Consider the following 24,053-nt stretch of genomic DNA (forward strand, 5'->3'; position numbering starts at 1 on the left):
TCGAGGACATCGCCTGAGCTGGTTGGCTCCGGCCACCAAAGCAACGTCCAGAAAAGTGCCCCTCCTGCTCGCGGCAGGAGGGGCACTTTCGGCCGTCAAGGGTCGGCCGGACTGGACGATTGACGCGGTCACAGAGATAACCGAGGATGCCGAGGGCAACGGTTCCCACGAAGATCGAGCTGATCTGACCGAAGGGGCTCCCAGGCTTTCCGCTTGCACGCACCCGCGAGTCAGGAATCGAAGCGACGCCGATGATGTTGAGAAGTCACGATGAAGACCGCCGGTGTTAAGGATGAGAACCGCCTTCGACGCCTCACCGATCCCGAACCAGACGAACCCGCACCTTCCCATCCTCATGCTCGCCACCCGGCTGACTGAGTACACCTAGTCGAGGACATCGCCTGAGCTGGTTGGCTCCGGCCACCAAAGCAACGTCCAGAAAAGTGCCCCTCCTGCTCGCGGCAGGAGGGGCACTTTCGGCCGTCAAGGGTCGGCCGGACTGGACGATGCCGGGTCAGAAGCGGAGACCGAACCGGCTCAGGAGGGCCGTTGACAGCAGGCGGATGACGCGGTCACAGAGAAAACCGAGGATGCCGAGGGCAACGATTCCCACAAAGATCGAGCTGATCTGACCGAAGTTGCGGGCCTGCCACAAAAGGGCTCCCAGGCCAGTGTCCGCGGACACGATCTCCGCCGAGACGATGGTGAGGAAGCAGTTGGCCAGTGAGAGTCGGGCCCCCGTCACCAGGTGCGGGACCGTCGAGGGGAGCACTATCCGAGTCAGAACCTGCCAGCGAGTGGCGCCCAGGCTTTCCGCTGCACGCAGGCGCGAGTCAGGAATCGAAGCGACGCCGGCGATGGTGTTGAGGGTCACGATGAAGACACCTGTGTAGAAGATGAGAACGACCTTCGATGTCTCACCGATCCCGAACCACACGATGGCAAGAGTCACGAAGGCGATAGGCGGGATGAACCGGAAGAACTCGATGAAGGGGTCGAGCATCAGGCGAAGGATCTTAATCCGGCCCATCAAAATCCCGACTGGTGCACCGACTACGAGCCCAAGCGCCCACCCGATGCCGATTCGACTCAGCGACACGAGAGCGGCCTGCTGGAGCGTCCCATTGCTCGCGAGCTCTGCGGCCGCCAGGGCAGTCTCCTCGGGTGAAGCGAAGAGAAGGGGACCGTAGGCCGTGGCACAGAGCTGCCAGAGCGCCAACCCCAACAACAGCGACAGGATCACCAGACCGATTCGCGAAACCCCTCTTACGGAGACTTTTCGCGTCCCCCGGACCACAATGGCGGTCATGCCAGAACCTCCTCGTCGGCGCCCTGCGCCCGCAGCGACTTGCTGACTTCCTTGCTGATTTCCTGCTGGAGGTCCCTGCGCAGCGCGATGGCCTCGGGGTCGTCCAGCTGGCGCGGCCGGGGAAGGCGCACCTCGCGCACCGACTTGATGCCAGCGGCTGGGCCGGCTGTCATGACCACGATACGGTCCGCGAGTCGGATCGCCTCCTCGATGTCGTGGGTGACGAACACCACGGTGCATCCGCGGTCACGCCAGATGCGCTCGATCTCGTTCTGCATGACCTCTCGGGTCTGGGCATCCAAGGCGCCGAAAGGCTCATCCATCAGGACGATGCGAGGCTCGTTCGCGAGGACTCTGGCTACTTGGACGCGTTGCCGCATCCCACCGGAGAGCTGCGAGGGAAGGCGATCCGCCGCGTGCTTCAGCCCGACCAGGGCCAGGTACTCCTCGACGAGCTCGGCCTGCCGACTCGTGGGGAGCTTTCTCACCCGCGGGCCGAACGCGATGTTCTCACGCACGGTCAGCCATTCGAACAAGACATCAGTTGACTGGAAGACCATGCCGCGTTCGACGCCCACTTTGTCCGGCGCACGACCATCCACTGTCACGTCGCCGCTGACCACTGGCACAAAGCCAGCGAGCGTGGAGAGAAGAGTCGACTTGCCGCACCCGCTCGGGCCGAGCAAGCACACAAACTCACCCGGATGAATATCGAGGCTCACATCCTGCACCGCGGTGAAGGAGGAAAAGGCGATCGTCACGTCGCGTACTGATGCAGGAGCACCCCTAGATCCCGTGTCGCCACGGGTCGTCGCCGTGGAGGCCGCTGCTGCTCCATTCGGGTTGGCGAAACTGGTCATGGTACTTCCCTTAGTGCTGAAGATCTGTTGGGTCATGTCGGCTCCAATTCCGGTTGCCGTTGCTGCGCGCGGTGCGCGGGACCCGATCGACAGCCTCGCCAGCTGCCGGTGGTGGGCCGGTTCTGACAAGGCTAGATCGGTGTTCACGGTGTCTTCCCTGATGTTCCGTTCGACGGAACCCCCCCACCCGTTCAAAGGGCGGGCTGGCCACAATCTCATGAAGGGTCGGGGATCCGTCGAACATAGGAGGTGTAGTCCTCTCCCGCCCGGACGACTGCAAGCACCTCTTCGGGGTCGAAGTTGTCACCCACCGGATCCTCGACGAAGACCTCTGACGTCATGAACTCGATCGCATCCTCGGTCGACATCACGTCCGCGTAGAACTCGCTGCGGTGACCGTCGGGGTCCTCGTAGTACAACGACAGCGAGGGGCCGTGCTTGACGTGCTTGACGGGCTTGATCCCCTCATTGCGCAGACGTTCATACACCGACATCAAGGTAGGGACGTCTTCCCAGGCGTATGCCACGTGCCGCACGCCAGGGCGCTTCGCATAGTCACCGGCGCCGGCAGGCACCTCGTCGTCGATGGGTCCGAGGTTGATGAGGGCATGACGGTGGTGTTCGTGATCGAAGGACAGGAAAGCGTGCTTGCCGTTGTTCATTCGCACGACATCGCCGAAAACGGTCTCATAGAAGGCGATCATCTCGTCGAAGCGATGCGTCCCGTAGACAACGTGCGCGATCTGCGTCGGGTGGGCCATGGTGTTCTCTCCATCTGTTGTGGGTTGGTTGCGGAGCCGTGGCCTGCGTTCGGCGGCCACGGTCATCCCCCGTCCCCGTCTGACAGGGACCGGATCTCTGCGTCCGTCCGCATCGCAGTGTCCAAGGCGATGCGGACGAGCTTTCTCGTGAACCCGACGGCATCGTCGAGGTTTATACAGTTCATGCCGTACTCGAATCCAACCTCGCGGTCGTGCTCGACCACCTTGGGCATACCGACACGCGCCGTCGGGATGCCCGCCCTGCGGAAGAGGTTGGCATCCGTCATGCCGCTGAGTGACCGTTCCGGTTCGTGGGCGCGGCCCTCCAAGGCCTCCCACGCCGCTACGGACGACCGGCTTATCCACGAGTCATCGCCCGTGTCGGAACCTGGTATCGACAGCACCATCTCCACGTCGACGCGGATGTCGAGTTGTGCCGCAATGCGCTCGACCGCAGTGCGTAGCTCCCGCTCAGCCATCACGGGGGTCATGGCGGGGTGCGTGCGCAGGTCCACCCGTACGACGGTGGTCGCAGGGACGAAGGATGGCGTCCGATCCCAACCACCGTCGATTCCACCGACGACACCCTGAGGTGCAATTCCGCCGCCGGCATGGGCAGCGCTGTACTGGGGGAACCATTCCTCAAGGGCCTCGACCAGGCGGGCCGCAGACCTGATCGGATTGTCGTAGGGCAGCCTGTGCCGTGCGGCCACGTAGCTGTGCGTACCGTGAACGGTGAGGTTGAACCACGTCACGCCCGGTTCCTCCCACGTGACCGCCCAGCCCGGTTTTGCTATGACAGCAACATCGGGCCAGACACCCTGCTCGATGAGGAACGACGCGCCGACGCCGTGGCCGACATTGCGCCGTCCCCCTCCGGAGCGCGCGTTGGCAGGCATCCCACCAGCTCCGAAGGCGATGAGCAGGTCGCCCTCTAGGGGCACATCAGCCCGGCGGATCGCCTCCGCCGCAGCGAGTATGCACGCCGCGTGACCCTTCGGATTCGAAGCCCCCAGCCCGGCGAGCAGACCGTCACGAGGTCGATATGCCTTGGTCTTGAGGTCGGTAGTCATCGGTCCCACCACTGGTGAGTCGTATGCCGCGTCGCCGGTCGTGACCGTGTCGATTGGCGCATAGAGCATCACCCGACCCCCATTGCGGTTACTGCCGCGCAGTCGACCCCACGCGTTGGCCTGGTCGTCGTCGATGCGCATCAGGTGCCCCTCGACACCCCGCTCGTCCATGAGCTGCACGATGCGCTCGGCGAGGGGAAGCTCCCGCCCTGTAGGGCTGGGCACGTTGACGAACTCGGTGACAATAGAGGCGACTTGGTCCTGCGTTACGAGGGCCGCCGCCCGGTCAAACGCGTCGCGAATCCGGTCTGGCAGGCCTGCGCCCCAGCTCGGATCGGCTGTCTCACTCACTCTGGTCTCCCTTGGTCGATGATGGTTGATTGTGACGGTCTCATCGGCGGAATGGCCGCAGAGTTCTGCCAGACGGACCCTCCTCGGCGCCCCCGGGGGTTCGTCTTCCTTAAATCCTCGAGGCGTCGGGCGCCCGGTTCCATTCTCTGGAACTCTGCCCCCGTCCATTTGTCCGCTGGGCGTACGATCACTCAAACCTCAGCCATAAGGAGTAATAGTGCCTGGAGTCAGCGCAGAGCTTGGAGTTGGACAAGAAGAACACGCCGTCGACGCGGCACCGACACGAGGACCCCAGACCAGCCAAGCTGGCCTCCCGCGGGGGATCTGGGGTTCCCTGCTCGGCACGGACTTCAGCATCACCCACCGCCGGATCGGCAACTGGAACACGCGGATCCTCGAAACGGGTACGGGTGATGAGCTCCTCATCCTCCTCCCTGGCACAGGCGGTCACCTCGAGGCATACAGCCGTAACGTCGCGAAGCTCGGCAGCCAGTTCAGGGTGGCGGCGTACGACTGGCCGGGTCACGGGTTCACCAGCTTGGCGCAGGCGGACCTGGAGCTGCCGACCTATCTTGAGCATCTGGACGGCGTCATCGACTCGCTCGGTGCCGAGTCGGTACACCTCTGCGGTGAGTCCCTCGGCGGCTGGGTCGCGGCGAAGTACGCAGCCGCCCATCCTGAGCGTGTCCGACGGATAGTGCTCAACACGCCGGGCGGGACAATGTCGGCGCCCGACGTGATGGCCCGCATCCGGGACCTCTCGCAAGCGGCCGCCGACGACCCCAGCGAGGAGCGGATCCGTGCGCGCCTGGAATGGCTCATGGCCGACCCAGCAAGCGTGACGGATGAGTTGGTTGCGATTCGCCAGGCGATCTACTCACAGCCGGGATTCGCCCAATCGATGCGCCACATCCTCTGTCTTCAGGACCCAACGATCCGGCAGCGCAACCTCATCACCGACGACGAGCTTGCGGCGATCCGGGCCGAGACGCTGGTGGTTTGGACCAGTGACGACCCATCAGGTCCGGCAGCTGCTGGCTTGCAGATGGCTGAGCGCATTCCGGCGGCGCGGTTCGCCCTGATCGAAGGGGCCGGCCACTGGCCGCAGTGGGAGCAGAGCGCAGTGTTCAACGAACTGGTCGCAAACTTCCTTCGTGAGGGCTTGTCACGATGACCATGGTGACACCCCCAGCCCATGAGGAAGCAGAATCGCCGATGACGGCATCCGCGCCCACTGCGAGCGAGACCGAGCGGTTCATCGAGGCTGGCGGGATTCGGATCCGCTACCACGATGTCGGCTCAGGGCCGGTCCTGCTCTGCATCCACGGCGGCGCGCCAGGGGCATTCGGGTGGGGCAACTTCGGCCCGAACGTCCCGACTCTCTCCCAGCGCTACCGGATGCTCGTGGTTGACCTGCCGGGGTACGGCGGCTCCCAGAAGCACGGCCTACCGGACGGGGACCGTGCCCGCTTGGGGGCCACGGTCTTCGCTGCCCTCCTCAAGGAGCTCGCCATTCCGCGCGCCCACGTGGTGGGGCTGGCAACGGGCGGGGCCGTCGCGATGCGGATGGCGATCGACAGTCCCGATCTCGTGGACAGGCTCGTCCTCGTCAGCTCGGCTGGCGGCATGCCGCTGATCACGCCCAGCCCTTCCGAAGGGTCCAAGCGAATCGGCCGCTACTACGACCCGCCGGGCCCAACGCTGGAGACCATGCGCGACTACCTGGAGATGATCGTATTCGACCGTAGCCTCATCACCGACGAAATCGTCGAGGAACGGTACGCGGCCAGCATGGATCCGGAGTTCATCGCGCACGCCCCCGAGGGCAAGGCCACGGCGGTGCACGAGCCCGTGTGGCTGGAAGCGAACCGCATCAAGGCCAGGACCCTCATCGTTTGGGGCCGTAACAACGTCGTCCAGGGTTACGACAACGGCCTCCTTCTCCTGAACCGGATCCCAGACGCCAGGATGCACGTCTTCGGACGAACGGGACTATGGGTCCCGTTCGAGCGTCGAGAAGAGTTCGAGGCGCTCCTGAACGGATTCTTGGACGCCTCCTGAGCGAGGCCTCACTTGGATTTCGCCGGTGCCTGGCTGCCTTCCAGTGATGTTCAAGGTCTTAGAACTGGAACACCTTCAGGGGGACACTCCCCCACGGATCCGATCCCGCGTAGGCTCGCGTAACCTTGGCATCCCAGATGTTATGCCAAAACGTTCGCCATAGTCTGCCGTCGGAAGACCAACTTTCGGTACTGTGCGGGAATGGAAATTGGATACGCACGGGTTTCGACGGTTAAGCAGGACCTGAGCCGGCAACTCGATGCCCTGGCGGCTGCGGGCGTCACAACGGTTTTTACCGATAAAAAGTCCGGGGCCACGAGAGACAGGCCAGGCCTCCACGGTGCCCTGCAGCATGCCAGGGACGGCGATGTAATCGTGGTGCACACCCTGGACCGGCTGGGCCGCACAGTGCGCGATACGCTCAACCTGATGCACGAGCTCGAAGAGCGGGGCGTGGGGATCCGCACACTAGCCGACCCCCTTCGCATCGACACATCGACTCCGGACAGTCCGATGGCGCAGCTGGCTGTGGTCATGCTGGCCCTCTTCGCAGAAATGGAGCGGACCTACGCGGCCGAGCGCGCGGCACACGCCCGAGCTGTTGCCACAGCCAACGGCAGGCGAACAGGCAGGCCTTCTGTCGTCGACCCTGACAAGCTAGAACATGCCCTAATGCTGCGAGACAAGGGAGTGCCCATGCGTGAAATAGTCACAAAGACAGGGCTGGCGCGGACCACCCTGTACCGGCATCTCCCGCCTCGTCCAGACCCAGCGAGGTGATGGGAAAGACCCTGGAGGCAGCGCAACCTCAGTTGGCCCCTAAGTGACCACTACTTGTCGTTAGGCAGCCCGATATCGTGCCGTCCAGCCTTTCGTCTGTGCACTCACCCTGGAAGCGGGGTGCGGGGAGCCCGTGAGTCCTCAAAAGCCGCCAGCGGCTGCACTCCGAGCCCGCTTTCCAAAATCTTCTTGCACAAACTGAGGTATATAGGCGTTATCAAAGCCGGGCTGGAGCGATACCAGCCATGGTCCCCGCTCTTTTTATACCTTTTAGCCCTATAAGGGGAGTTGTACCTATTAGCGCCGTCCGCGTGCGATTTTGCCTGATGGAACAAACGGGAACGGATTGCCCGCGTTGTACGTCTTCTCGCGCCGTTGCATCCTCTCCAGCGCAGCTTCCCGAAGGAAGTCAGAGAAGGATGCTTCCCGCTCGGCCGCGGTGGTCGGGGTGTGAAACCATGCGGCCCGGATGCGTTCGAGTACGTCTTCATCCGCGTAGAAGGCCCCTTTCGGCTGTGCCTTGCCGGCCCTATTGGCCGCCCGCGGCGTAGCGGCGGGCGGGGCAGGTTCTTCGCGTGGCTGCAGGGCCGCCGGAGGGATCTGGTTCGTGGCGACAGCCTGAAGCTCGGTAGCCTCTGGCTGCTTCTCTACGGGTGCCTGGTTGTTTTGGTGTTCGATCGGGTGCGCGGCCCCGAGAGTGCTCTTTCGACGTTCGGGTCGTTGTGCCATGTCAGCTCTCCAGAGTGCTGTAGTCGTGCTTCGGGAACATCTTCTCCAGGTGCGGACGGAGGTCGATTTCGTCCAGGTTCCCGAGATGCCTCGCGTAAATTTCGTAAGCTTGCCGTGCCTTATCGTCTCCGGGCCACTCGTCCAAGCCCAGGCCGGCTTCCATGGCGTCTTGGATTACGCTCCAATACGGCACGTAGGGCGTGAACACGCGCCATGGTGAAGCTTCAACGAGGTCCCCTATCCATGCCTTGTGCGTCAGAGTGTTGCGGTTTCCGTTGACTATCACTCCCGCCACTGTCAGCAGAGGGTTGTAGTAGCGGGAGACGCTGTCGAAGCTCAGCTGCAGCTGGCTCAGTCCATCGAGAGAGAATTTGCCAGGCTGGCAGATCACCAGGGCGCGGTGCGCAGCTGCAAGCGCATTGATGGTGTGAAGCTCCAGGCTGGGTGCGCAGTCGATGAGGATGATGTCGTAGTGATCCAGGCTGTCCGCCAGAGCTTCTTTGAGCCGGTACTCGCGGCCGTGCTCAGTGTGTAGCTGCTGGATGGCTTTGGTCGTGTTGGAGTTACCAGGGAGAACCGCGAGCCCTTCCCAGATGCCCTCCACCGCAACCTCGTGGACCTTCTCCCCCAGCAGCACATCAGCAAACGTAAGTTGATCGGCTTCTACGTTTTCTTCAGCCAGGATGCCACTGAGGTTTCCCTGGGGGTCGGCGTCTATTGCCAGGACCCGTTTCCCGGATGCAACCAAAGCTCTGGTCAGGCTGTATGTTTCCGTCGTCTTGCCGACGCCGCCCTTTTGGTTGATGAGGGCGTAGATGGTCGCTGCCATGGAATCTCCGATCAATAATGAAACAAATATAGCCAATATCCCTATTAGGACTTATAGCGACACGCGCGCTATAAGGTACATGATCGCTATTACCCCTACGGCGGTTGGCTCGTCTGCGACGTCAACGAGGGTGCCAACCGAGGCCCAGTCCGCATGGAGGCCCTGTGGCGGTCCTGGGATCACCTGCGTCTGGACCCGCCACTGGGGGAGAAACAGCTGGTGCTCAACCATGCAGACCCTCACGTGCGTAGGTGCTGGCACTCCTTCGATTCCGGGGATTGCTCGACCCGGTGAAACACCCTGCCGCAAGGCTCGACAATGGAACCGGCTTTGACCCGGTAGGCAGCCACCCGGGTGGTTACGGTACTCGGCTTAGCGTGTTGTTTCGCCTCTTCCTGCTGGGGCAAGAGAGAGACACCAGTTCGTGGGGGATGTCTCCGAGTACAACCTGCGCAACCGCCCCCACGGCTACGACATTGTGGTCAGCTACACCGTGCGGATGACGGCAACAGGCGAGCTGGTGAAGTCCAAACAAACCTGCCGCGCCTACGACGCCGGCAACGTTGAATGGCTGGCTGCTTAGGGGGTCGGAGTACCGACCCCCTGGCAATCGTTCCAAGGCCCAGCGCCAGCGACTCGCAGAGACTCCAAGCCAGTTACACGGGTGTAAACGTATAGCTTGCTCCGGGACGGCAGGCGGACTTATGGCACATAAGTATCTAGCTTGCTCCGGGTGTGAAAGGTGCGGAGACTGAGCAAGCAGTGACGGCGCGCCGCCCGGTAGATCAGGGCGGCATTGCCGTTACTCGTGGTGAAGGTGTCCAGCGACTGGGCCGGGCAGCAGCTGCTGGCTGTGCAGTGGTAGTTCCGTCACAGTTCGGAGGTCACCAGCTATGCGTCCTGCAGCGGCATTCCTGCGGTTTCCAGTTCACTGTGCAGTGCCTCCACGTTTCCGGCATAGGGGCGAACGCCGTCATTGGGCACCCCGGGGTGTGTCCATACGCGGGTGCGTGAAAAAGAGGAATCCGCCTTGGAGACTGTGGGGTGAGCAGCAACCGCACACCCGCCGTGCTCCGCTCGGACCCCGGCGCTCGGCGTTCCTTAGGCTGCAGCCCAGATTGAAGTCATGGCAGCGTCATCGGGTGGGAGCCAGTACTCGTCACGTTCGGGCTCGTGCATGTCGGCTTCGGTGGGATTCTGTGCGGGGTTGTGGCGGTCGAGATAGGCGTGCCACGCCGCGCGCTGGAGGCGGTGGAGGGTGATCTGTGCGGCTACGTCCTGGTCAACGCCGAGCCTGCGGGCGAGCTGGGCGAGGCCGGTGGTGTGGGTAATGTGCCAGCGGAGGTCCCGGTCACGGTGGACCATGCCGAAGGCAGTCATGTCGGTGAGGACTTTCTCGGCGGTGGTACGGCTGATGCGTGCATGGCGGACGACGTCGGCGGTGGTGGGGGAGTTGCGGCCGCGTTCGATGGCCTCGTAGGCAAGCGCGGCGGCGTCGCCGAGCCTGCGGAAGACAGGACGGATGCCAAAGATCTTGCCCTTGCGCCAAGTCAGCTGCGTCGCGAGCTCGCGGTGCCGGTCGGGGAGGGCGATGAGGTAGACATCGGCGTTCTTGTGGCGGGCATCGGCGATCTTGGTGACCATCCCATCCGAGACCGCGGCGAGCCGGGGCAGGAGCCGGGCGACGGTGCCGTGGTGTTTGCCAAGCGCGACGGCGAAAGTCCGGCAGCCGACATCCAGGACATCGGTCTCCATGGCCCTCATGTAGCCCAGGACGGCGCGGAGCAGGAATCTCAGGCTGAGCCCTTCCCGACCCAGGGCAGCAAAGCGGCCTTCGAGGACCGCGTAGAGCACATTCTCCAGATCATTCACCAGCTGGTGGATTGAAACGACCGAGGCTCCCCCCCCGGTGGGTTTTGGGGGGCTTGTGTCGGATTTGCGGGCAGTCCTCTCCCCGGCGCTGTCGGTGGTCCTTTGAAGCGCTTTGGCCCATTCGCGCTCCAGGAGCTTCTCGAGCTGGCCGGGCGACTGGTACAGGGCCGCTAGGCCGGGGAACTGGCCGGTGAGCTCGCCCCGGACCTGGTCCAAGGTCCAGCCGCATGCGGCGAGGTGCGTCAGGACGGCAAGGCGGGCCTCGGAGGCGCTGGGGTACCGGTTCGTGTCGTAGAGCCCGGTCGCGGCCGTGGCGCGCAAGGGGGACTGCCACCCGCCCGGGGGAGCCGTCTGGACCCCGCGGACTCCGGACGTCGGCCGGGTGGTGGCGATTGCGGCCCGGCGTACGGTGTCTTCGCGGTTGCGCCGCAGCTCCGGGGCCAGGGCCTGGTGCAGCCTCGCGACGTCGGCGGCGCGGTTGCGGCGGCGCAAGATGTCGTACGCGGCGCTCAGCGGGGTGACGAGCTGCTGGTGGCCGCCACGCTTGTGCAGCGACCCGGGAACCCGGATGCACCCAGTGGAGGGGTTCTGGTGCGGGCTGGGGTCCAGGCTCGGCGCGAGCCGGGCCAGCGCGGCGACGATTTCGCGGGCCTCCGGCCCCGGGATCCGGTCCTTGAGCGGCACGTACAGGTGGCGGCCACCGCTCGGGGAGACGTCCTGGACGTACTGTAGGCCGCAGCCGGTCAGGAGCCGGCCGAGCCGCTCGGCGTCGGCATCGACGACAGGCTGAGCGGCCTTGGAAGTGTCCAGGTCGAGGCACAGGGTCGCGACCGAGCCGTCCGCGCCGTGTACCAGCACCGCGGCCGGCGCCTTCGGCGGGTAAGCGGCGATCGTCGACGGGGAGCCGGGGTACTGGAACTTCCCGCGGACCCAGCGGCCCGAACGGTACGCCGGCTGTCCGGCGATCAAGGGGGCCAGAGCCCATGCTTCGACCGGCTCGACGGCAACACGCCGATTGTGCGACGCGTCCGAGGATCGTGACAGAACGGCAGCTTCAGCTACCATGAGAGCGCAGACTCCTTCCAAGGAGACATGTAAACGGGACCCACCGTGAGGAGGGTTTCGGATCCGCCACCTGGTCAGCCGCAAGCAAACGGGTGGTGGGAAATTTCGTTAGAGGGCCCGCTTAGTGCGGGCCCTCTAGTCGTTAAGACGCTTTGGGAAGGAGCGCCTCCTGTCGTTGCTGCGCGCGGAGCTTTTCGAGGTCGATCGAGCGGATAAAGTCGATGAAGTGATCAGAGGCGAAACGGCCCGGCTTGATGCCTAAAACAGCCGCGATCTCCCGAAGCTTCTTCATCTCGGCGTCGGGGAGTTTCGTGGCCACGGTGTTGGCGCGCCCCAGCGGTGGGCGTCCCATGCGTGTCGTGGTGTCCTCCATGCTTTCATCCTTGCGGGGGACTTTACTTAAAGCCGACATTTGGGAATGGTCGGCGTGTCGCGTTACTTGGCTAACAAGTCCAGGCCTTGGACCAGCCGATGCAAAGTTTGGCCGAACGACGCGCGGGCCGTCGCATCCCCACGCCCTGCCGAGCACATCCACATCCCACCTCATCAACACCGTGGGAGTATCACGAGCACCTTCGCGGTCGTAATTTGCCGATTCCGTTAGGTCCGCCACTCGCCCACGGAATTAGAATGAGCGTATGTCAGTCGCCCATGACGACACCTCGAGCATGCTCGAGAAGTCGATGAGAATCATGCAGGCGTTCCGCCGCAGCGAAGGCTCCTTGCGATTCTCCGAGATCGTAGCTCGGACGGGTATGCCCAAGAGCACAACACACCGGCTTATCAAGGCGCTGGTGGAACTCGAAATGCTGGCCGAGCACGATGGCGGGTTCAGCATCGGGATGGCGGCTTTCGAAATCGGCGACCTGGTACCGGTGCGGGGAGAGCTACGCGACGCGGCGGTGCCGTTCATGAGGGACCTCTTCCAAGGTACGAACAAGGCAGTCCATCTGGGAGTACGTGATGGCTTGGAAGTGGTCTACGTGGAAAAGTTCGGGTCCGGCCAGGATGCCGACTTTCCGTCGCGAATCGGCGGACGACTACCCCTGACCTGCACGGCTGTGGGCAAGGTCTTGCTCGCCTACGAGACGACAAACGTGATCGAGGACGTGCTTTCGCGCCCGTTGCGTCGGCTAACCTCGCGATCGATCACCGATCCAAAAGTTCTCCGAGGACAGCTTCCAGATATCCGCATCGTTGGTTTCGCCACCGAGTGTGAAGAGGCAGTCCTGGGCGGAGCCTGTGTGGCCGCCCCGATCTTGGTTCGTGGGCACATCCGCGCAGCTCTGTCCGTGTCCGTGTCGGCTGACGAATTCGTACCCAGTCGACTTTCGGCGGCGGTAAAGACCGCCGCGGCAGGCATTACTCGCGAGCTTTCGCATTACGACCTGGCTCGGCCCGTTTAGGTGAGTCCCGAGGCCGGTTTGGACTGATCTGCCGTTTTGGTGGAATGCGTGTGCTGTCCCGAATGGCGGCGGAGCGAGCGACGGCGAAGGTTCTACTGGACGGAACGGACACCAGAGGCTGGCGCAGAGTTACGTAGTGTGCCGTGCAAGGAGGTACCTATGAGCTCACGGTTCGAGACAGTCGCTCAAGCTGAACGACTAGCACGCAGGCGGCTACCAAAGCCGATTTTCGACTCCCTACACGGCGGGCGTGAACAGGGCGTGTCGCTACAGGACAACTGCAACGCGTTCGGCGAGCTTGGCCTTGTCCCATCCGTCTTCGACAAGCCCGCGACGGTCGATTCATCAACGAGCTTTCTCGGCCAGCGAATCAGTTTCCCAGCCATCGTGTCCCCGGTGGGAGCCCTCGGGCTTCACCCGGACGGTGAACGTGCGATCGCGCACGCAGCTGCCCGCATCGGCATCTCGATGTCGGTAAGCTCGTTCGCCAGCATGTCTGTCACCGACGTCGGCCGAATCACACAGAACATGCACTTCCAGTTGTATTGGCTAGGGAGTCGGGCGGACATCGAGGCTCGGCTTGAACGGGCGGCTGCGGCTGGCGCCAAAGGACTCATCGTTACGGTCGACCTTTCACGTTCCGCACCGCGCCGCGACTGGGCAGCCACTTCGGCCCTGCCGTCCAGCTGGACGGTCGGCAGCCTCCTTCGCCATGGGCCCTCTGGCGTGTCAAGACCAGTGTGGCTGCTGCGATACCTGCGGCGCGGCACGCTTCCCAGCCTCAGGGTTCCGAACTTGGCGGGGGCGGACGGTCAGGAACCCACGTTTCCGGAGGCACTGGGAATGATGCGGCGAGCGACTCCCCCGACCCGAGCGGATCTCGCTTGGCTGCGAGAGAAGTGGAGTGGTCCCTTGATGGTAAAGGGGATCAACACACTTCGTGATGCGCGGATCGCAGAGGAGCTGGGGGCGGACGCCGTTGGGCTGTCCAACCACGGCGGCAACCACCTCGACGGCACCGTATCCGCGATCCGATACCTCCCCGCGATCGCCCAAACCCTCGACGGCCGGGTGCCAGTCACCATCGACGGTGGAGTCAGACGCGGCACCGACGTCGTGAAAGCGGTCGCTCTGGGGGCTAAGGTTGTGCTGCTTGGCCGCGCAGTGGCGTATGGGCTCGCGGTCGGCGGCGAAGAAGGCGTGTATCGCGTGCTCGAGATCGTCCGTTCTGGTGTGGTCGAAGCGATGGACGCAATGGGCGCCGCAACCGTCGCCGACATCGGACGCTCGGACGCGATCGTGCGTCGGGACAACTTTTTCGTCGTGCCTCCCCGATAGCTCTGTCCTTCCTCACCTCCACTGACGGTGCGCCGCAAACAGAAAGCATGCCCCCAAGGCAGATGTGAGGGCGGCGCTCGACCAGGCGACCTGGACGTTCGAGATGGTGACAATCGTCGCGAAGACGACCGGGCCCGCGGAACCACCGAAGAAAATTCCCGCCTGCGTCACTCCAGCAGAAGCTGCCGCGTTGTCCGGGCGCGCGCGAGCGACGCTGAAGTTGAACAACGCGCTCCAGCCCCAGCCGCACCCATAGGCGACCAGCGCCCCGACCAAGAATGCCGTGGCATCGCCAACGGCCAGCATCGCGAACCCGATCGTCCCCGCCACAGCGAGGACACAGAGGCCGCTGACGTCACTTGAGCCCGCCGAACGCCCGGCACGGGCCGCTACCACGATGCGGGCCATGATGGAGGCCACGCTCGCGGCCACCTGAACCGTCCCGACGGCGGTGGGATGCATTCCGGCGCGGATGCCGGTCACTACGAGAAACGAGGGCAGGCACTGTGCAGCAAAGGAAAGGAAGAAGCCACCTAAGGCCATCAACGCGATGAAGCGCCGAGCTTTGGCGCCCGGGACCCCGGCCTCCCTCGTACCGACGATCCCATACGAAGCTCGTTTGCGCTCTCGCTGGTCGTTATCTAGCGGCACGCCTTTTACGGCCACCTGGGCGAGCAGGGTCGCGCAGCCCACTGCCATGACAACGACGCGCCAGGAAGCGCTGGGGAAGGCGGCGAGCACCAAGCCAGCCAACAACGTGGTCGCTGGCACAGAGGCCTGCACCAACCCGAACGAGAACGCTTGAGCTCGGGTACCGCGAACGCCAGTGATGACATGAGTAGCCGCCGGCTGCACAGCAGCGTTGGGGAAACCGAGTAGGGCAAGCACCAGCACGATGATGGCCGCGTTAGGCGCCGCGGCGATGATGAGCAAGCCCATGGTGGCGAGGGCGCACGCCAGTCGTAGGAGGCGTCCCGCACCCCACCGGCCGACAAGGCGGCCCATGACCGGCGACATGACCGCCGAGATAAGGAAATACCCTCCGACTCCCAGCCCGAGCTCGGTGGTGCTGAATCCGAGCTGGTCCTCGATCTGCACAGCGAGCACCGCAACAAGGAAGGGTGGCGCGGCCACCGAAATCATGGCGCACACTGCCCCGATGACCCGGGCCTGCTCGCTGGTGGAGCCACCCGTCAACCCCGAGGTGGCGACGACAGGACCCCTGCTCATGGTGTTTTGGTCCTCGCTATTGGCTGGTGTACCCGCCGTCAACGTGCACGACGGAACCAGTGGTGAAGGCCGCTCCCGGCGCGAGCAGCGGGAGGACCATGTGAGCGATCTCATCGGGGGTGCCCCACCTGCCGACCGGAATCTTCGCCGTGAATGCCCGCTGCGTCTCGCTCCCAGCCGCAGCCGCGTTCATCGCGCTCCGCACGGGGCCTGGCGAAATGCAGTTGATCGTTACACCGGAACCTGCGAGTTCGAGCGCCAATGAACGTGTCATCGCCGTGACCGCCCCCTTGGTCGCCGCGTAAGCGGCGCGCTGAGGGGCCCCTACTGTCGCCAGTATCGAACCAATGGTCACGATCCTCCCGAACCCCAGGTCAAGCATCGCCGGGGTAACCATGCGCACGGCCGACCACGTGCCGAGGACATTGGCCTCCAACGCGTTCCGGAAGTCGGCAAGGTCGACATCTTGCAGCCCGCCGGGAAGGAGCACTCCGGCAGCCGTGACGAGTCCCTCGATCGTCCCCCACCGCTCAGTCACGTCCTGGACTACGCGGTCGAGGTCCTCCGCGCTCTTGACGTCGGCCGCGATACCCACCACATCCCGTGAGCCACCGCGGCTCACCTGCTCGGCAGCGGCCGCGCACTTTTCGGGAGATCTCCCCACGATGGCGACGGGTCGACCTGCCGCAGCGACCGCCTCAGCGACTGCCAGGCCGATGCCGCTGTTGCCTCCCGTGACGAGTACCGGACCGGTGCCAAACTCGCTCTTGTTGTCGCTCACTCAAAATCTCCTCTGGTCATGATGTGTTGATTCTGAGGGATCAAGCGGTGGAACGCGTGAGAAAGTTCTGCCACGCGGATCTCGTGTTGTGCCTGCGGCGATGTTTGTCTGGGATGGGCACATGGAACAACTGTCAAGTCGATTGGTCAACGTTGGTGGTACCACCTTTTCGGTGTCGGAGCTGGGCACGGGTACACCGCTGCTGCTGTTGCATGGCGGCGGACCTGGGTGCACGGCCTGGACGGACTTCGGTCCGGTCGCTGAAATGTTCGCATCGCAGTACCGCGTGGTTCTGGTCGATCTCCTGCAGTACGGCAAATCCGACATGTCTGAGATCCACGGCCCGATGTGGGACCACCATTCCAAGAAGATGGTCGAACTGCTCGACGAGCTGGGGATCGATCGGGCCGACTTCGTCTGCAACTCCTGGGGCGGCACTATCGCCCTTCATCTCGCAGCGACATATCCCGAGCGAGCACGGGCTCTAGTCGTAACCGGCAGCATGCCTGTCTTTGAAGGAGAGCCGTCCATAGCACTGCCGGAAACCGGTCGCGACGTGCGCATTCGGTCGTTCCTCACAGCACGCGAACGCTACTACGGGGGCGACGGGCCGACGAAGGAGAAGATGCGTGAGCTGATCGGCACCCTGGAGTGGTACGACGCCTCAAGGCTGCCGGAAGAGACCGTCGAGTTGCGCTGGCGTAACAGCCTCAACCCAGAGGAGATCTCCTTGGCAAGATCGGCCAACCCTCGAGGTGAGTGGCAGGACCTCACCGAGGAGCTGCGCATGATCCAGGCTCCCGTGCTCTTCCTGTGGGGCATGCAGGACGCGTTCCTCAATCCCGAGTACGCCCTCATGTTGGCTCGCCTGGTTCCCAGCGGGAACCTCCATGTCATGGACCACGCATCCCATCACCTGCAGGAGGAACGCCCCGAAGACTACGTTGCCGTGGTGCACGGCTTCCTCAGCCGCCAGCACTGAGGTTTCACCCGACAAACGATATGGAGAACAACCGTGCCAATAACAGAACCCGATGCTGACCGCATCGCGCATGCGCTCCGGGAGGCAGCTCGCGATGCGCGGCCCATCCCGCCCATTCGCCACGACGTGGACGGCCTCGACGTCAACGACGCATATGACATCCAGCGCCGGTTCGTGGGAAGCATGGTTGCCGACGGAGCCCGCAGGGTCGGCCGGAAGATCGGCCTAACGTCTGCAGCGGTCCAGCAGCAGCTCGGCGTCGACCAGCCGGACTTCGGGGTGCTCTTGGACGACATGCAGGTTGCTCAGCACGGTGTGGTCGTGGTGGACGAGCTGATCCAGCCGCGAGTCGAGGCGGAGGTGGCATTTGTCCTGTCCTCTGACCTCGACCTCCCGAAAATCGACCGCCACGTGGTGGTCGCAGCGCTCTCGCACGCCTGTGCTGCACTGGAGATCGTCGACAGCCGGGTAGACAACTGGGACATCTCGATAGTGGACACCATTGCTGACAATGGCTCATCCGGACGCTTCGTCCTCGGGGACCGCGCGCTCTCGTTGCACGAATTCGACCCCCGAAGCGTGCAGATGAGAATGACCGCCAACGATCACGTCGTCTCCCAGGGGGACGGCAACGCCTGCCTCGGAGATCCGTTGAACGCCGTGGTCTGGCTGGCCAACAGGGCGAGAGACGTCGGGGATCCACTGCGGGCCGGCGAGATTGTGCTTTCCGGCGCGCTCGGGCCGATGCACTCTGTGGCAGCGGGCGAGTCCGTCCGCGCCGACCTCACCGGTCTGGGCACCGTGTCGGTCGAGTTCGTCGGAGCAACGCGATGAGCACGAAGGTGGCGATCGTGGGTTCGGGCAACATCGGAACGGACCTGATGTTCAAAATCCTGCGGGGGCGAGGCCTGCTGGAGGTTGCCGCCATGGTGGGCATCGACCCCGAGTCGGACGGCCTCCGCCGCGCCGCGAGTATGGGCATTCCGGTGACCTCGGACGGGGTGGAGGGCTTGATCGGCCTCGACGGCTTCGACAAGATCGCCCTGATCTTCGATGCGACGTCTGCCAAGGCCCATGTTGCCAACGCGGCACTCCTGGCGCCGTACGGCAAGGTGATGATCGACCTGACACCGGCCGCGATCGGCCCGTTCGTGGCCCCCACCGTGAATCTCGGCGAACACGCTGGCGCGACCAACGTCAACATGGTCACCTGCGGCGGTCAGGCAACCATCCCCATCGTTGCCGCGATTTCTGCGGTCACGGAGGTCTTCTACGCGGAGATCGTGGCCTCCATCGCGTCCCGGTCCGCTGGCCCCGGTACACGCGCAAACATCGACGAGTTCACCGAGACGACGGCCGAGGCGCTGCAGACTGTAGGTGGTGCCGCAAAAGCCAAGGCGATCATCGTGCTCAACCCCGCCGAGCCGCCGGTGATCATGCGAGACACCGTGGCCTGCGTGATCGGACCGGAACACCATGCCGAGGTCGCCGCCTCCATCGACGCGATGATCTCGCGCGTGGCGCAGTTCGTGCCGGGATACCGGCGCACGCAGGAGGTGCAGTTCACGCCCATCGCGTCCGACGACCCAATCAGGGCCCTCGGCGACGAAGCGGCCGGGACGCACATCGTCACCGTCCTGCTGCAGGTCGAGGGCGCTGCCCACTACCTTCCCGCCTACGCCGGAAACCTGGACATCATGACGGCTGCCGCGGTGCAGGTTGCCGAAGAGCTGGCCTCCCTAATGACTTCAAGGGACGCATCGACCACCGGAACGGGGACCTCGTGAACACCTACTACCTGCAGGACGTGACACTGCGCGACGGCATGCACGCCCTTCGCCATCGCTTGGGGCTCGGCGACCTCCAGCGGATCGTCGCTGCGCTAGACTCTGCCGGTGTGGACGCGATCGAGGTGGCCCACGGGGACGGCCTCGGCGGCAGCAGCATCACCTACGGCTTCGGTAGCCACACCGACTGGGACTGGCTGGAAGCCGCCAGCGAGGTCATCCGAAGGGCCAAACTCACTACCCTGCTCCTGCCCGGCATCGGGACGATCGACGACATCCATCGCGCCGCCGACCTCGGCGTGCGGTCCATCCGGATCGCCACTCACTGCACGGAGGCGGATGTCGCCGCCCAGCACATCGCCTATGCGCGTGGGCTGGGACTCGACGTCGCAGGCTTTCTCATGATGAGTCATATGAGCGGGCCCGATGAGTTGTCACGACAAGCGAAGCTCATGGAAAGCTACGGCGCACACTGCGTCTACGTCACCGACTCGGGCGGCCGGCTCACGACCGCGGATGTGACAGCTCGCGTCGTCGCCTTCCGTGCGGCCCTCTCCGATGAGACCCAGATCGGCGTCCACGCGCACCAGAATCTGAGCCTGGCCGTCGCCAACAGCCTGGCCGCTGTCGAGGCGGGAGCTGTCAGGGTCGATGCGTCGCTTGCCGGGCTCGGCGCCGGCGCGGGGAATTGCCCCGTCGAGCCGTTCGTGGCGGTGGCATCCCTGCTCGGCTGGGACCACCCCGCCGACCTGGACGCGCTCGAGGACGCAGCGGACGACGTCGTCAGGCCGCTGATCGACCGTCCCATCCAGGTCGACCGGGACACTCTCACCCTCGGATACACGGGCGTCTACTCCAGCTTCCTCCGGCATGCGGAACGACACGCGAAGCGCCACGGGGTGAAGGCACGGGACATCTTGAAGGAGGCGGGTGCTCGAAGCCTGGTCGGCGGACAAGAGGATCAGCTCGTCGACATCGCGCTCGAGCTGGCACTCGCAAGAGGCTCCCAAGGACAGGTGTCATGACCAATCTCGACCCGCACGGGGTGGTTCACTTCGCAGGCTTCTATCCGTATCTCCGGAGACTGCGGGAATTGATGTGAAACCTGGTTCCGTTACACGAAAATCGTTCCCTGACAGGCTTGGAACAGGCCTACTCTCAGCCTACGTGAACGCCCTCTTCACAAAAGATCGCCAAGGTGCTCGAAACACAAAAGCAGGGCAAAACAAATCCCATTAGTGCGCCACCCGCGCAATGTAAATGCAACGTGCGGTATAGGAATTTACAGGAGTACACATGCTCAAAACGATCAAAGCGACAGTGCTCTCGTGTGCGCTGATCGCATCAGTCCTGTTCACCAGCGCGTGTAACGCCGGGGTGTCGAGCACTACGGCGACGGCCCTCAAGCCGGCGCGAATCGCCGTGGGACTCGACCCGACGTACGCGCTGGTCTACGTTGCGCAGGAACAGGGCTACTTCAAGAAGCACGGGGTCGAGGCGACGCTGGTCCAGACCGAGGGCGGGCCGTCGATGATCCAGGCCATCTCCGGAGGCCAGGCCGACTTCGCATACGGGACGGACCTGACCTCGGTGAGCAACATGGGCGCCAATCCGGACCTTGTCACCCTCGGCGTGGTCGGGCAGTCGAACACCAACTTCTTCACCGTGTTCGGCAAGAACATCAAGGCTGCATCGGACATCAAGACCATGGCGGTGGTGCCTGGTTCCGCGGCTTACATGACGGACAAGTACCTCAAGAGCCAGGGCATCGACCCGAAGAGCCTTCACCTCGTCACGGCCGCCTTTCCTGACATCCCCGCAATCATCAACCGCGGTGATGCCGATGCCACTATTGTGATCCAGCCGTGGGCCGACCGTATCGTCAGCCAGGCAGGCGGAAAGATCGTCGGCGACATTGGTGACTACGGCGCGTACTACGCCCTGTGGCTATCGACCTCGAACAAGTGGCTCGCGACCCACCAGGACGAAGCAACTGGCGTGTTCGGCGCATTGAAGGACGCGAGCAAGTACATTCAGGCATCCCCTGATGAGGCCGCAGCCCTGGCCTCTAAGAAGCTCGGAATGTCCCCGGAGGAGGCCCTCAGGGTCCTCAAGAGCACGGACTTCACCTTCCGCGATTTTAATGAAAAGGATGCGGAGCAGGTGAAGGCGGCAACTGATTTCTTCATGAGCCAAGGAAAGATCAAGGCGGGTCCCGCCGATTCGCAGATCCTCAAGGGCTGGTACCCGCAGCACGTGAAGTAGGCCGAACCGCGACTTTTGCCTCTGTACCTGAAAAACCTGAAACCAGGCGAAGCCTGAGCACCTGGGCCAAGACTCGTCGTCTTGGCCCAGGTGTACTTTCACTCGTCTTCTCCGTCCGGGAGGTCGACAACTGAAAGGAGCACCGTGCCCATCGTCAGAGTGACTCTCACTGCAGGCCGTGACGAGACCGTTAAGGCGTTCATCGCGCGAGGTGTAGTGGACTCAGTCGCTGAGTTCGCTGCCGTCTCGCCGGACGGCATTCACGTCCTCTTCACGGATCTCGAACGACAGGCATGGGCCATCGGGCCCCGCCTGCTGTCAGAGAGCCAGCCCCCACCCCAAACTGTTCGCTCGATGCCCTATCAGCACATCACCTCCGTGGAAGTTGGGCATGAGCGTAGGGGCTGCTATCTCGACTGGCGTCGAACGCGGTTGTACCCGAACTTGGCAGTCACCAAAGGTTTCTTGACGACCTCGGTGGTGCTGTCTGAGGACGACGAGGCAGACCGGCTCGTCGTTATGGAGCGGTGGCGAACGGAGCAGGCTCGGCAGGAGTTCATGAGCATGAACGCAGAGCTCCTCAACGAAGCAGCGGACATCGTCCTCGACGCGAAGACTCTGGCCAGCGGCACTGTCGCCGACACGTGGGGAAACGCTTCGAGATGACAGCCCGGACCCGTCGAGTCGTTGTGGTCGGCGCTGGGAGCGCAGGGTGCTTGGTCGCAGCTCGCCTCAGCGAGGAACCTCACCTCAGAGTCGTGCTTCTCGAGGACGGCCCTGACCACTCGACCGAGATCGTCGACGCCAAGCTGTCGTCCTGGAACTGGCTTGACGCTCTTGAGGCGACTGAGGCCTTCGTCCCGGACCTCATGGCCCGCCGGCACGTTACTGACCTGCCTCGCCAGTACCGGCGGGGGCGAGGTCTGGGGGGTACGGCCTTGCTGAACGCGATGATCGCCATGCCGGGCCTCCCGGCTGACTACGACCGATGGGCCTCAGAGTTTGGTTTGCCCGATTGGTCCTGGAAAGAGGTTGGACCGGTGTTCACGAAGCTGAAGCACGACCTCATGGTGGCACCGCACGCGTCCTTGACACCGCTCGATAATGCGCTGCTGTCAGCCGCTCCCGAGCTGGGACTCGCCAACGATGCCGATCTACTCGGTGCGGACGACGGGGCTGGTCGACTGTGGCTGAATGCTGTTCAGGGGCGAAGGCATTCTAGCCGCGAGCGATACCTGAAACCCGCCATACAATCTGGGCGCCTCGATGTTCGACCGGGCGCACGGGTGGATCGCGTCATCGTTCGCGATGGCACAGCCACTGGGGTCCGGCTTGTCGACGGTTCCGAGGTCGATGCGGACCTCGTCGTCCTCTGTGCCGGCGCGCTCGAGACGCCTGCCATACTCCTGCGCAGCGGCTCCAGCCGCCCAGGGGTGGGGTCCAACCTGTTGGACCACCCCTCGGTGACCATCTTCCTGAAGCTACGCGAGGGATTCCGCATCGTCGACAGAGCCAAGCCCACCATCGGAGCCGGCCTGCGTGTGTCGTCGACGTCCGGCCAGAGCGACCTTCACCTTCTGCCGGTGCACGGGCTGCCGAAAGGGATGCCCGGAGGCTTTGACGGGCGCATCATCATTGAGCTCATGGCCGCAGAGTCCAGTGGCACCGTACGATTGACATCCTCCGACGGATGTCAGCCTCCCAACGTTGACCAGCGCATGCTCGGGACAGCCCGTGACCGCGCAGCGATGCGCGAGGGCGTCGACCTGGCGATGAGGCTCCTCGAGACCGACGATTTCAAAAGGATTGTCTCCGAAGCCTGCGTCGACGACGCCGGAACCCATGCCCACCGCCTCAGGGAGGAGGACTTCTACCAGTCCTGGGTCTCGAGCTCGCTATCAGGATCTCACGCGGGTGGAACCGCTCGGATGGGATCGGTGGAGGATCCACAGGCGGTACTCGACGGTCGCGGAAAAGTCATCGGCTGGGATAACTGCTGGGTCATCGACGCCTCAGCCATGCCTGCTGTCCCCACGGCGAACCCGCACTTCCCCATCCTCATGCTCGCCACCCGGCTGGTTGAGTACCTAATCGAGGACATCGCCTGAGCTGGTTGGCTCCGGCCACCAAAGCAACGTCCAGAAAAGTGCCCCTCCTGCTCGCGGCAGGAGGGGCACTTTCGGCCGTCAAGGGTCGGCCGGACTGGACGATTGACGCGGTCACAGAGATAACCGAGGATGCCGAGGGCAACGGTTCCCACGAAGATCGAGCTGATCTGACCGAAGGGGCTCCCAGGCTTTCCGCTTGCACGCACCCGCGAGTCAGGAATCGAAGCGACGCCGATGATGTTGAGAAGTCACGATGAAGACCGCCGGTGTTAAGGATGAGAACCGCCTTCGACGCCTCACCGATCCCGAACCAGACGAACCCGCACCTTCCCATCCTCATGCTCGCCACCCGGCTGACTGAGTACACCTAGTCGAGGACATCGCCTGAGCTGGTTGGCTCCGGCCACCAAAGCAACGTCCAGAAAAGTGCCCCTCCTGCTCGCGGCAGGAGGGGCACTTTCGGCCG

General features: G+C 63.9%; 24 protein-coding genes. 14 read left to right on the plus strand and 10 right to left on the minus strand.

Features of this window, described 5'->3' with window-relative positions; all coding sequences use genetic code 11:
- Positions 1 to 514: 514 nt before the first annotated feature.
- From ACFC25_RS21915 to ACFC25_RS21930, 4 genes are all read right to left on the minus strand, one after another.
- Complete coding sequence (locus ACFC25_RS21915) at positions 515 to 1,309, minus strand: ABC transporter permease (protein ID WP_134166113.1); 795 nt, start codon at positions 1,307 to 1,309, stop codon at positions 515 to 517.
- Positions 1,306 to 2,205: an ABC transporter ATP-binding protein gene (locus ACFC25_RS21920; protein ID WP_208324305.1), complete on the minus strand. Its 900-nt coding sequence runs from the start codon at positions 2,203 to 2,205 to the stop codon at positions 1,306 to 1,308. Before ACFC25_RS21920 ends, ACFC25_RS21915 begins: the two co-directional genes overlap by 4 nt.
- Positions 2,206 to 2,384: 179 nt before the next feature.
- A complete protein-coding gene (locus tag ACFC25_RS21925) occupies positions 2,385 to 2,930 on the minus strand; it encodes a VOC family protein (protein WP_166673155.1) in 546 nt (181 codons plus the stop codon).
- 62 nt (positions 2,931 to 2,992) lie between these two features.
- Entirely contained in the window at positions 2,993 to 4,354 is a 1,362-nt protein-coding gene (locus ACFC25_RS21930) for a M20/M25/M40 family metallo-hydrolase (protein ID WP_208324306.1), read from the minus strand.
- A 217-nt stretch (positions 4,355 to 4,571) separates the two neighbouring features.
- On the opposite strand from ACFC25_RS21930, the gene ACFC25_RS21935 reads away from it, so the two are divergent.
- The 3 genes from ACFC25_RS21935 to ACFC25_RS21945 all read left to right on the plus strand — a co-directional run bounded on the left by ACFC25_RS21935 (position 4,572) and on the right by ACFC25_RS21945 (position 7,195).
- The gene (locus ACFC25_RS21935) at positions 4,572 to 5,528 is read left to right on the plus strand and encodes an alpha/beta fold hydrolase (RefSeq protein WP_208324307.1); all 957 of its coding nucleotides are present in this window, start codon (positions 4,572 to 4,574) and stop codon (positions 5,526 to 5,528) included.
- 5 nt (positions 5,529 to 5,533) lie between these two features.
- Positions 5,534 to 6,415 (plus strand): alpha/beta fold hydrolase, encoded by an 882-nt coding sequence (locus ACFC25_RS21940; protein ID WP_376049091.1) that lies wholly within the window; start codon positions 5,534 to 5,536, stop codon positions 6,413 to 6,415.
- A 201-nt stretch (positions 6,416 to 6,616) separates the two neighbouring features.
- Complete coding sequence (locus tag ACFC25_RS21945) at positions 6,617 to 7,195, plus strand: recombinase family protein (protein WP_134166119.1); 579 nt, start codon at positions 6,617 to 6,619, stop codon at positions 7,193 to 7,195.
- A gap of 297 nt (positions 7,196 to 7,492) precedes the next feature.
- On the opposite strand, the gene ACFC25_RS21950 is transcribed toward ACFC25_RS21945, so the two are convergent.
- Together ACFC25_RS21950 and ACFC25_RS21955 are read right to left on the minus strand one after the other, a co-directional pair.
- Positions 7,493 to 7,924 carry a hypothetical protein gene (locus ACFC25_RS21950; RefSeq protein ID WP_134166121.1) on the minus strand — a complete coding sequence of 144 codons (432 nt, stop codon included), beginning with the start codon at positions 7,922 to 7,924 and terminating at the stop codon, positions 7,493 to 7,495.
- Between the two features lies 1 nt (position 7,925).
- Positions 7,926 to 8,753 (minus strand): ParA family protein, encoded by an 828-nt coding sequence (locus tag ACFC25_RS21955; RefSeq protein WP_134166123.1) that lies wholly within the window; start codon positions 8,751 to 8,753, stop codon positions 7,926 to 7,928.
- A gap of 153 nt (positions 8,754 to 8,906) precedes the next feature.
- Between ACFC25_RS21955 and ACFC25_RS21960 the strand changes: the two genes are divergently transcribed.
- Both ACFC25_RS21960 and ACFC25_RS21965 read left to right on the plus strand, forming a co-directional pair.
- Complete coding sequence (locus ACFC25_RS21960; RefSeq protein WP_134166125.1) at positions 8,907 to 9,047, plus strand: DUF4913 domain-containing protein; 141 nt, start codon at positions 8,907 to 8,909, stop codon at positions 9,045 to 9,047.
- Between the two features lie 130 nt (positions 9,048 to 9,177).
- The gene (locus ACFC25_RS21965; protein ID WP_166673156.1) at positions 9,178 to 9,336 is read left to right on the plus strand and encodes a hypothetical protein; all 159 of its coding nucleotides are present in this window, start codon (positions 9,178 to 9,180) and stop codon (positions 9,334 to 9,336) included.
- Between the two features lie 518 nt (positions 9,337 to 9,854).
- On the opposite strand, the gene ACFC25_RS21970 is transcribed toward ACFC25_RS21965, so the two are convergent.
- On the minus strand, positions 9,855 to 11,690 hold the full coding sequence (locus tag ACFC25_RS21970) for a hypothetical protein (protein WP_134166127.1): 1,836 nt from the start codon (positions 11,688 to 11,690) through the stop codon (positions 9,855 to 9,857).
- A 142-nt stretch (positions 11,691 to 11,832) separates the two neighbouring features.
- Entirely contained in the window at positions 11,833 to 12,063 is a 231-nt protein-coding gene (locus ACFC25_RS21975; protein ID WP_134166129.1) for a hypothetical protein, read from the minus strand.
- Between the two features lie 265 nt (positions 12,064 to 12,328).
- Between ACFC25_RS21975 and ACFC25_RS21980 the strand changes: the two genes are divergently transcribed.
- On the plus strand, positions 12,329 to 13,096 hold the full coding sequence (locus ACFC25_RS21980) for an IclR family transcriptional regulator (RefSeq protein ID WP_134166131.1): 768 nt from the start codon (positions 12,329 to 12,331) through the stop codon (positions 13,094 to 13,096).
- Between the two features lie 159 nt (positions 13,097 to 13,255).
- Positions 13,256 to 14,434, plus strand: a complete 1,179-nt coding sequence (locus tag ACFC25_RS21985) for an alpha-hydroxy acid oxidase (protein ID WP_134166133.1) — start codon at positions 13,256 to 13,258, stop codon at positions 14,432 to 14,434.
- 12 nt (positions 14,435 to 14,446) lie between these two features.
- Here the strand turns inward: ACFC25_RS21985 and ACFC25_RS21990 are convergent, their stop codons facing one another.
- Together ACFC25_RS21990 and ACFC25_RS21995 are read right to left on the minus strand one after the other, a co-directional pair.
- Positions 14,447 to 15,664 carry an MFS transporter gene (locus tag ACFC25_RS21990; RefSeq protein ID WP_166673157.1) on the minus strand — a complete coding sequence of 406 codons (1,218 nt, stop codon included), beginning with the start codon at positions 15,662 to 15,664 and terminating at the stop codon, positions 14,447 to 14,449.
- A 16-nt stretch (positions 15,665 to 15,680) separates the two neighbouring features.
- On the minus strand, positions 15,681 to 16,445 hold the full coding sequence (locus ACFC25_RS21995; protein ID WP_134166136.1) for an SDR family oxidoreductase: 765 nt from the start codon (positions 16,443 to 16,445) through the stop codon (positions 15,681 to 15,683).
- Positions 16,446 to 16,566: 121 nt separating this feature from the next.
- Here ACFC25_RS21995 and ACFC25_RS22000 point away from each other — a divergent pair, with 121 nt between their 5' ends.
- The 7 genes from ACFC25_RS22000 (at position 16,567) to ACFC25_RS22030 (ending at position 23,587) form a co-directional block, all read left to right on the plus strand.
- Entirely contained in the window at positions 16,567 to 17,427 is an 861-nt protein-coding gene (locus ACFC25_RS22000) for an alpha/beta fold hydrolase (RefSeq protein ID WP_134166138.1), read from the plus strand.
- 33 nt (positions 17,428 to 17,460) lie between these two features.
- The gene (locus tag ACFC25_RS22005) at positions 17,461 to 18,261 is read left to right on the plus strand and encodes a fumarylacetoacetate hydrolase family protein (protein ID WP_208324309.1); all 801 of its coding nucleotides are present in this window, start codon (positions 17,461 to 17,463) and stop codon (positions 18,259 to 18,261) included.
- Positions 18,258 to 19,214, plus strand: coding sequence for an acetaldehyde dehydrogenase (acetylating) (locus ACFC25_RS22010; RefSeq protein WP_134166142.1), 957 nt, complete (start codon positions 18,258 to 18,260; stop codon positions 19,212 to 19,214). The genes ACFC25_RS22005 and ACFC25_RS22010 overlap by 4 nt, the downstream gene beginning before the upstream one ends.
- Positions 19,211 to 20,239: a 4-hydroxy-2-oxovalerate aldolase gene (gene dmpG, locus ACFC25_RS22015; protein ID WP_134166144.1), complete on the plus strand. Its 1,029-nt coding sequence runs from the start codon at positions 19,211 to 19,213 to the stop codon at positions 20,237 to 20,239. Before ACFC25_RS22010 ends, dmpG begins: the two co-directional genes overlap by 4 nt.
- 271 nt (positions 20,240 to 20,510) lie before the next feature.
- Positions 20,511 to 21,479 carry an ABC transporter substrate-binding protein gene (locus ACFC25_RS22020; protein WP_134166146.1) on the plus strand — a complete coding sequence of 323 codons (969 nt, stop codon included), beginning with the start codon at positions 20,511 to 20,513 and terminating at the stop codon, positions 21,477 to 21,479.
- A gap of 144 nt (positions 21,480 to 21,623) precedes the next feature.
- Positions 21,624 to 22,145: a tautomerase family protein gene (locus ACFC25_RS22025; RefSeq protein ID WP_166673158.1), complete on the plus strand. Its 522-nt coding sequence runs from the start codon at positions 21,624 to 21,626 to the stop codon at positions 22,143 to 22,145.
- Positions 22,142 to 23,587: a GMC family oxidoreductase gene (locus ACFC25_RS22030; RefSeq protein WP_134166150.1), complete on the plus strand. Its 1,446-nt coding sequence runs from the start codon at positions 22,142 to 22,144 to the stop codon at positions 23,585 to 23,587. The genes ACFC25_RS22025 and ACFC25_RS22030 overlap by 4 nt, the downstream gene beginning before the upstream one ends.
- Positions 23,588 to 24,053: the final 466 nt, after the last annotated feature.

The sequence above is a fragment of the Pseudarthrobacter sp. NPDC055928 genome, from assembly GCF_042270935.1.
In the GTDB taxonomy this organism is placed as follows: domain Bacteria; phylum Actinomycetota; class Actinomycetes; order Actinomycetales; family Micrococcaceae; genus Arthrobacter.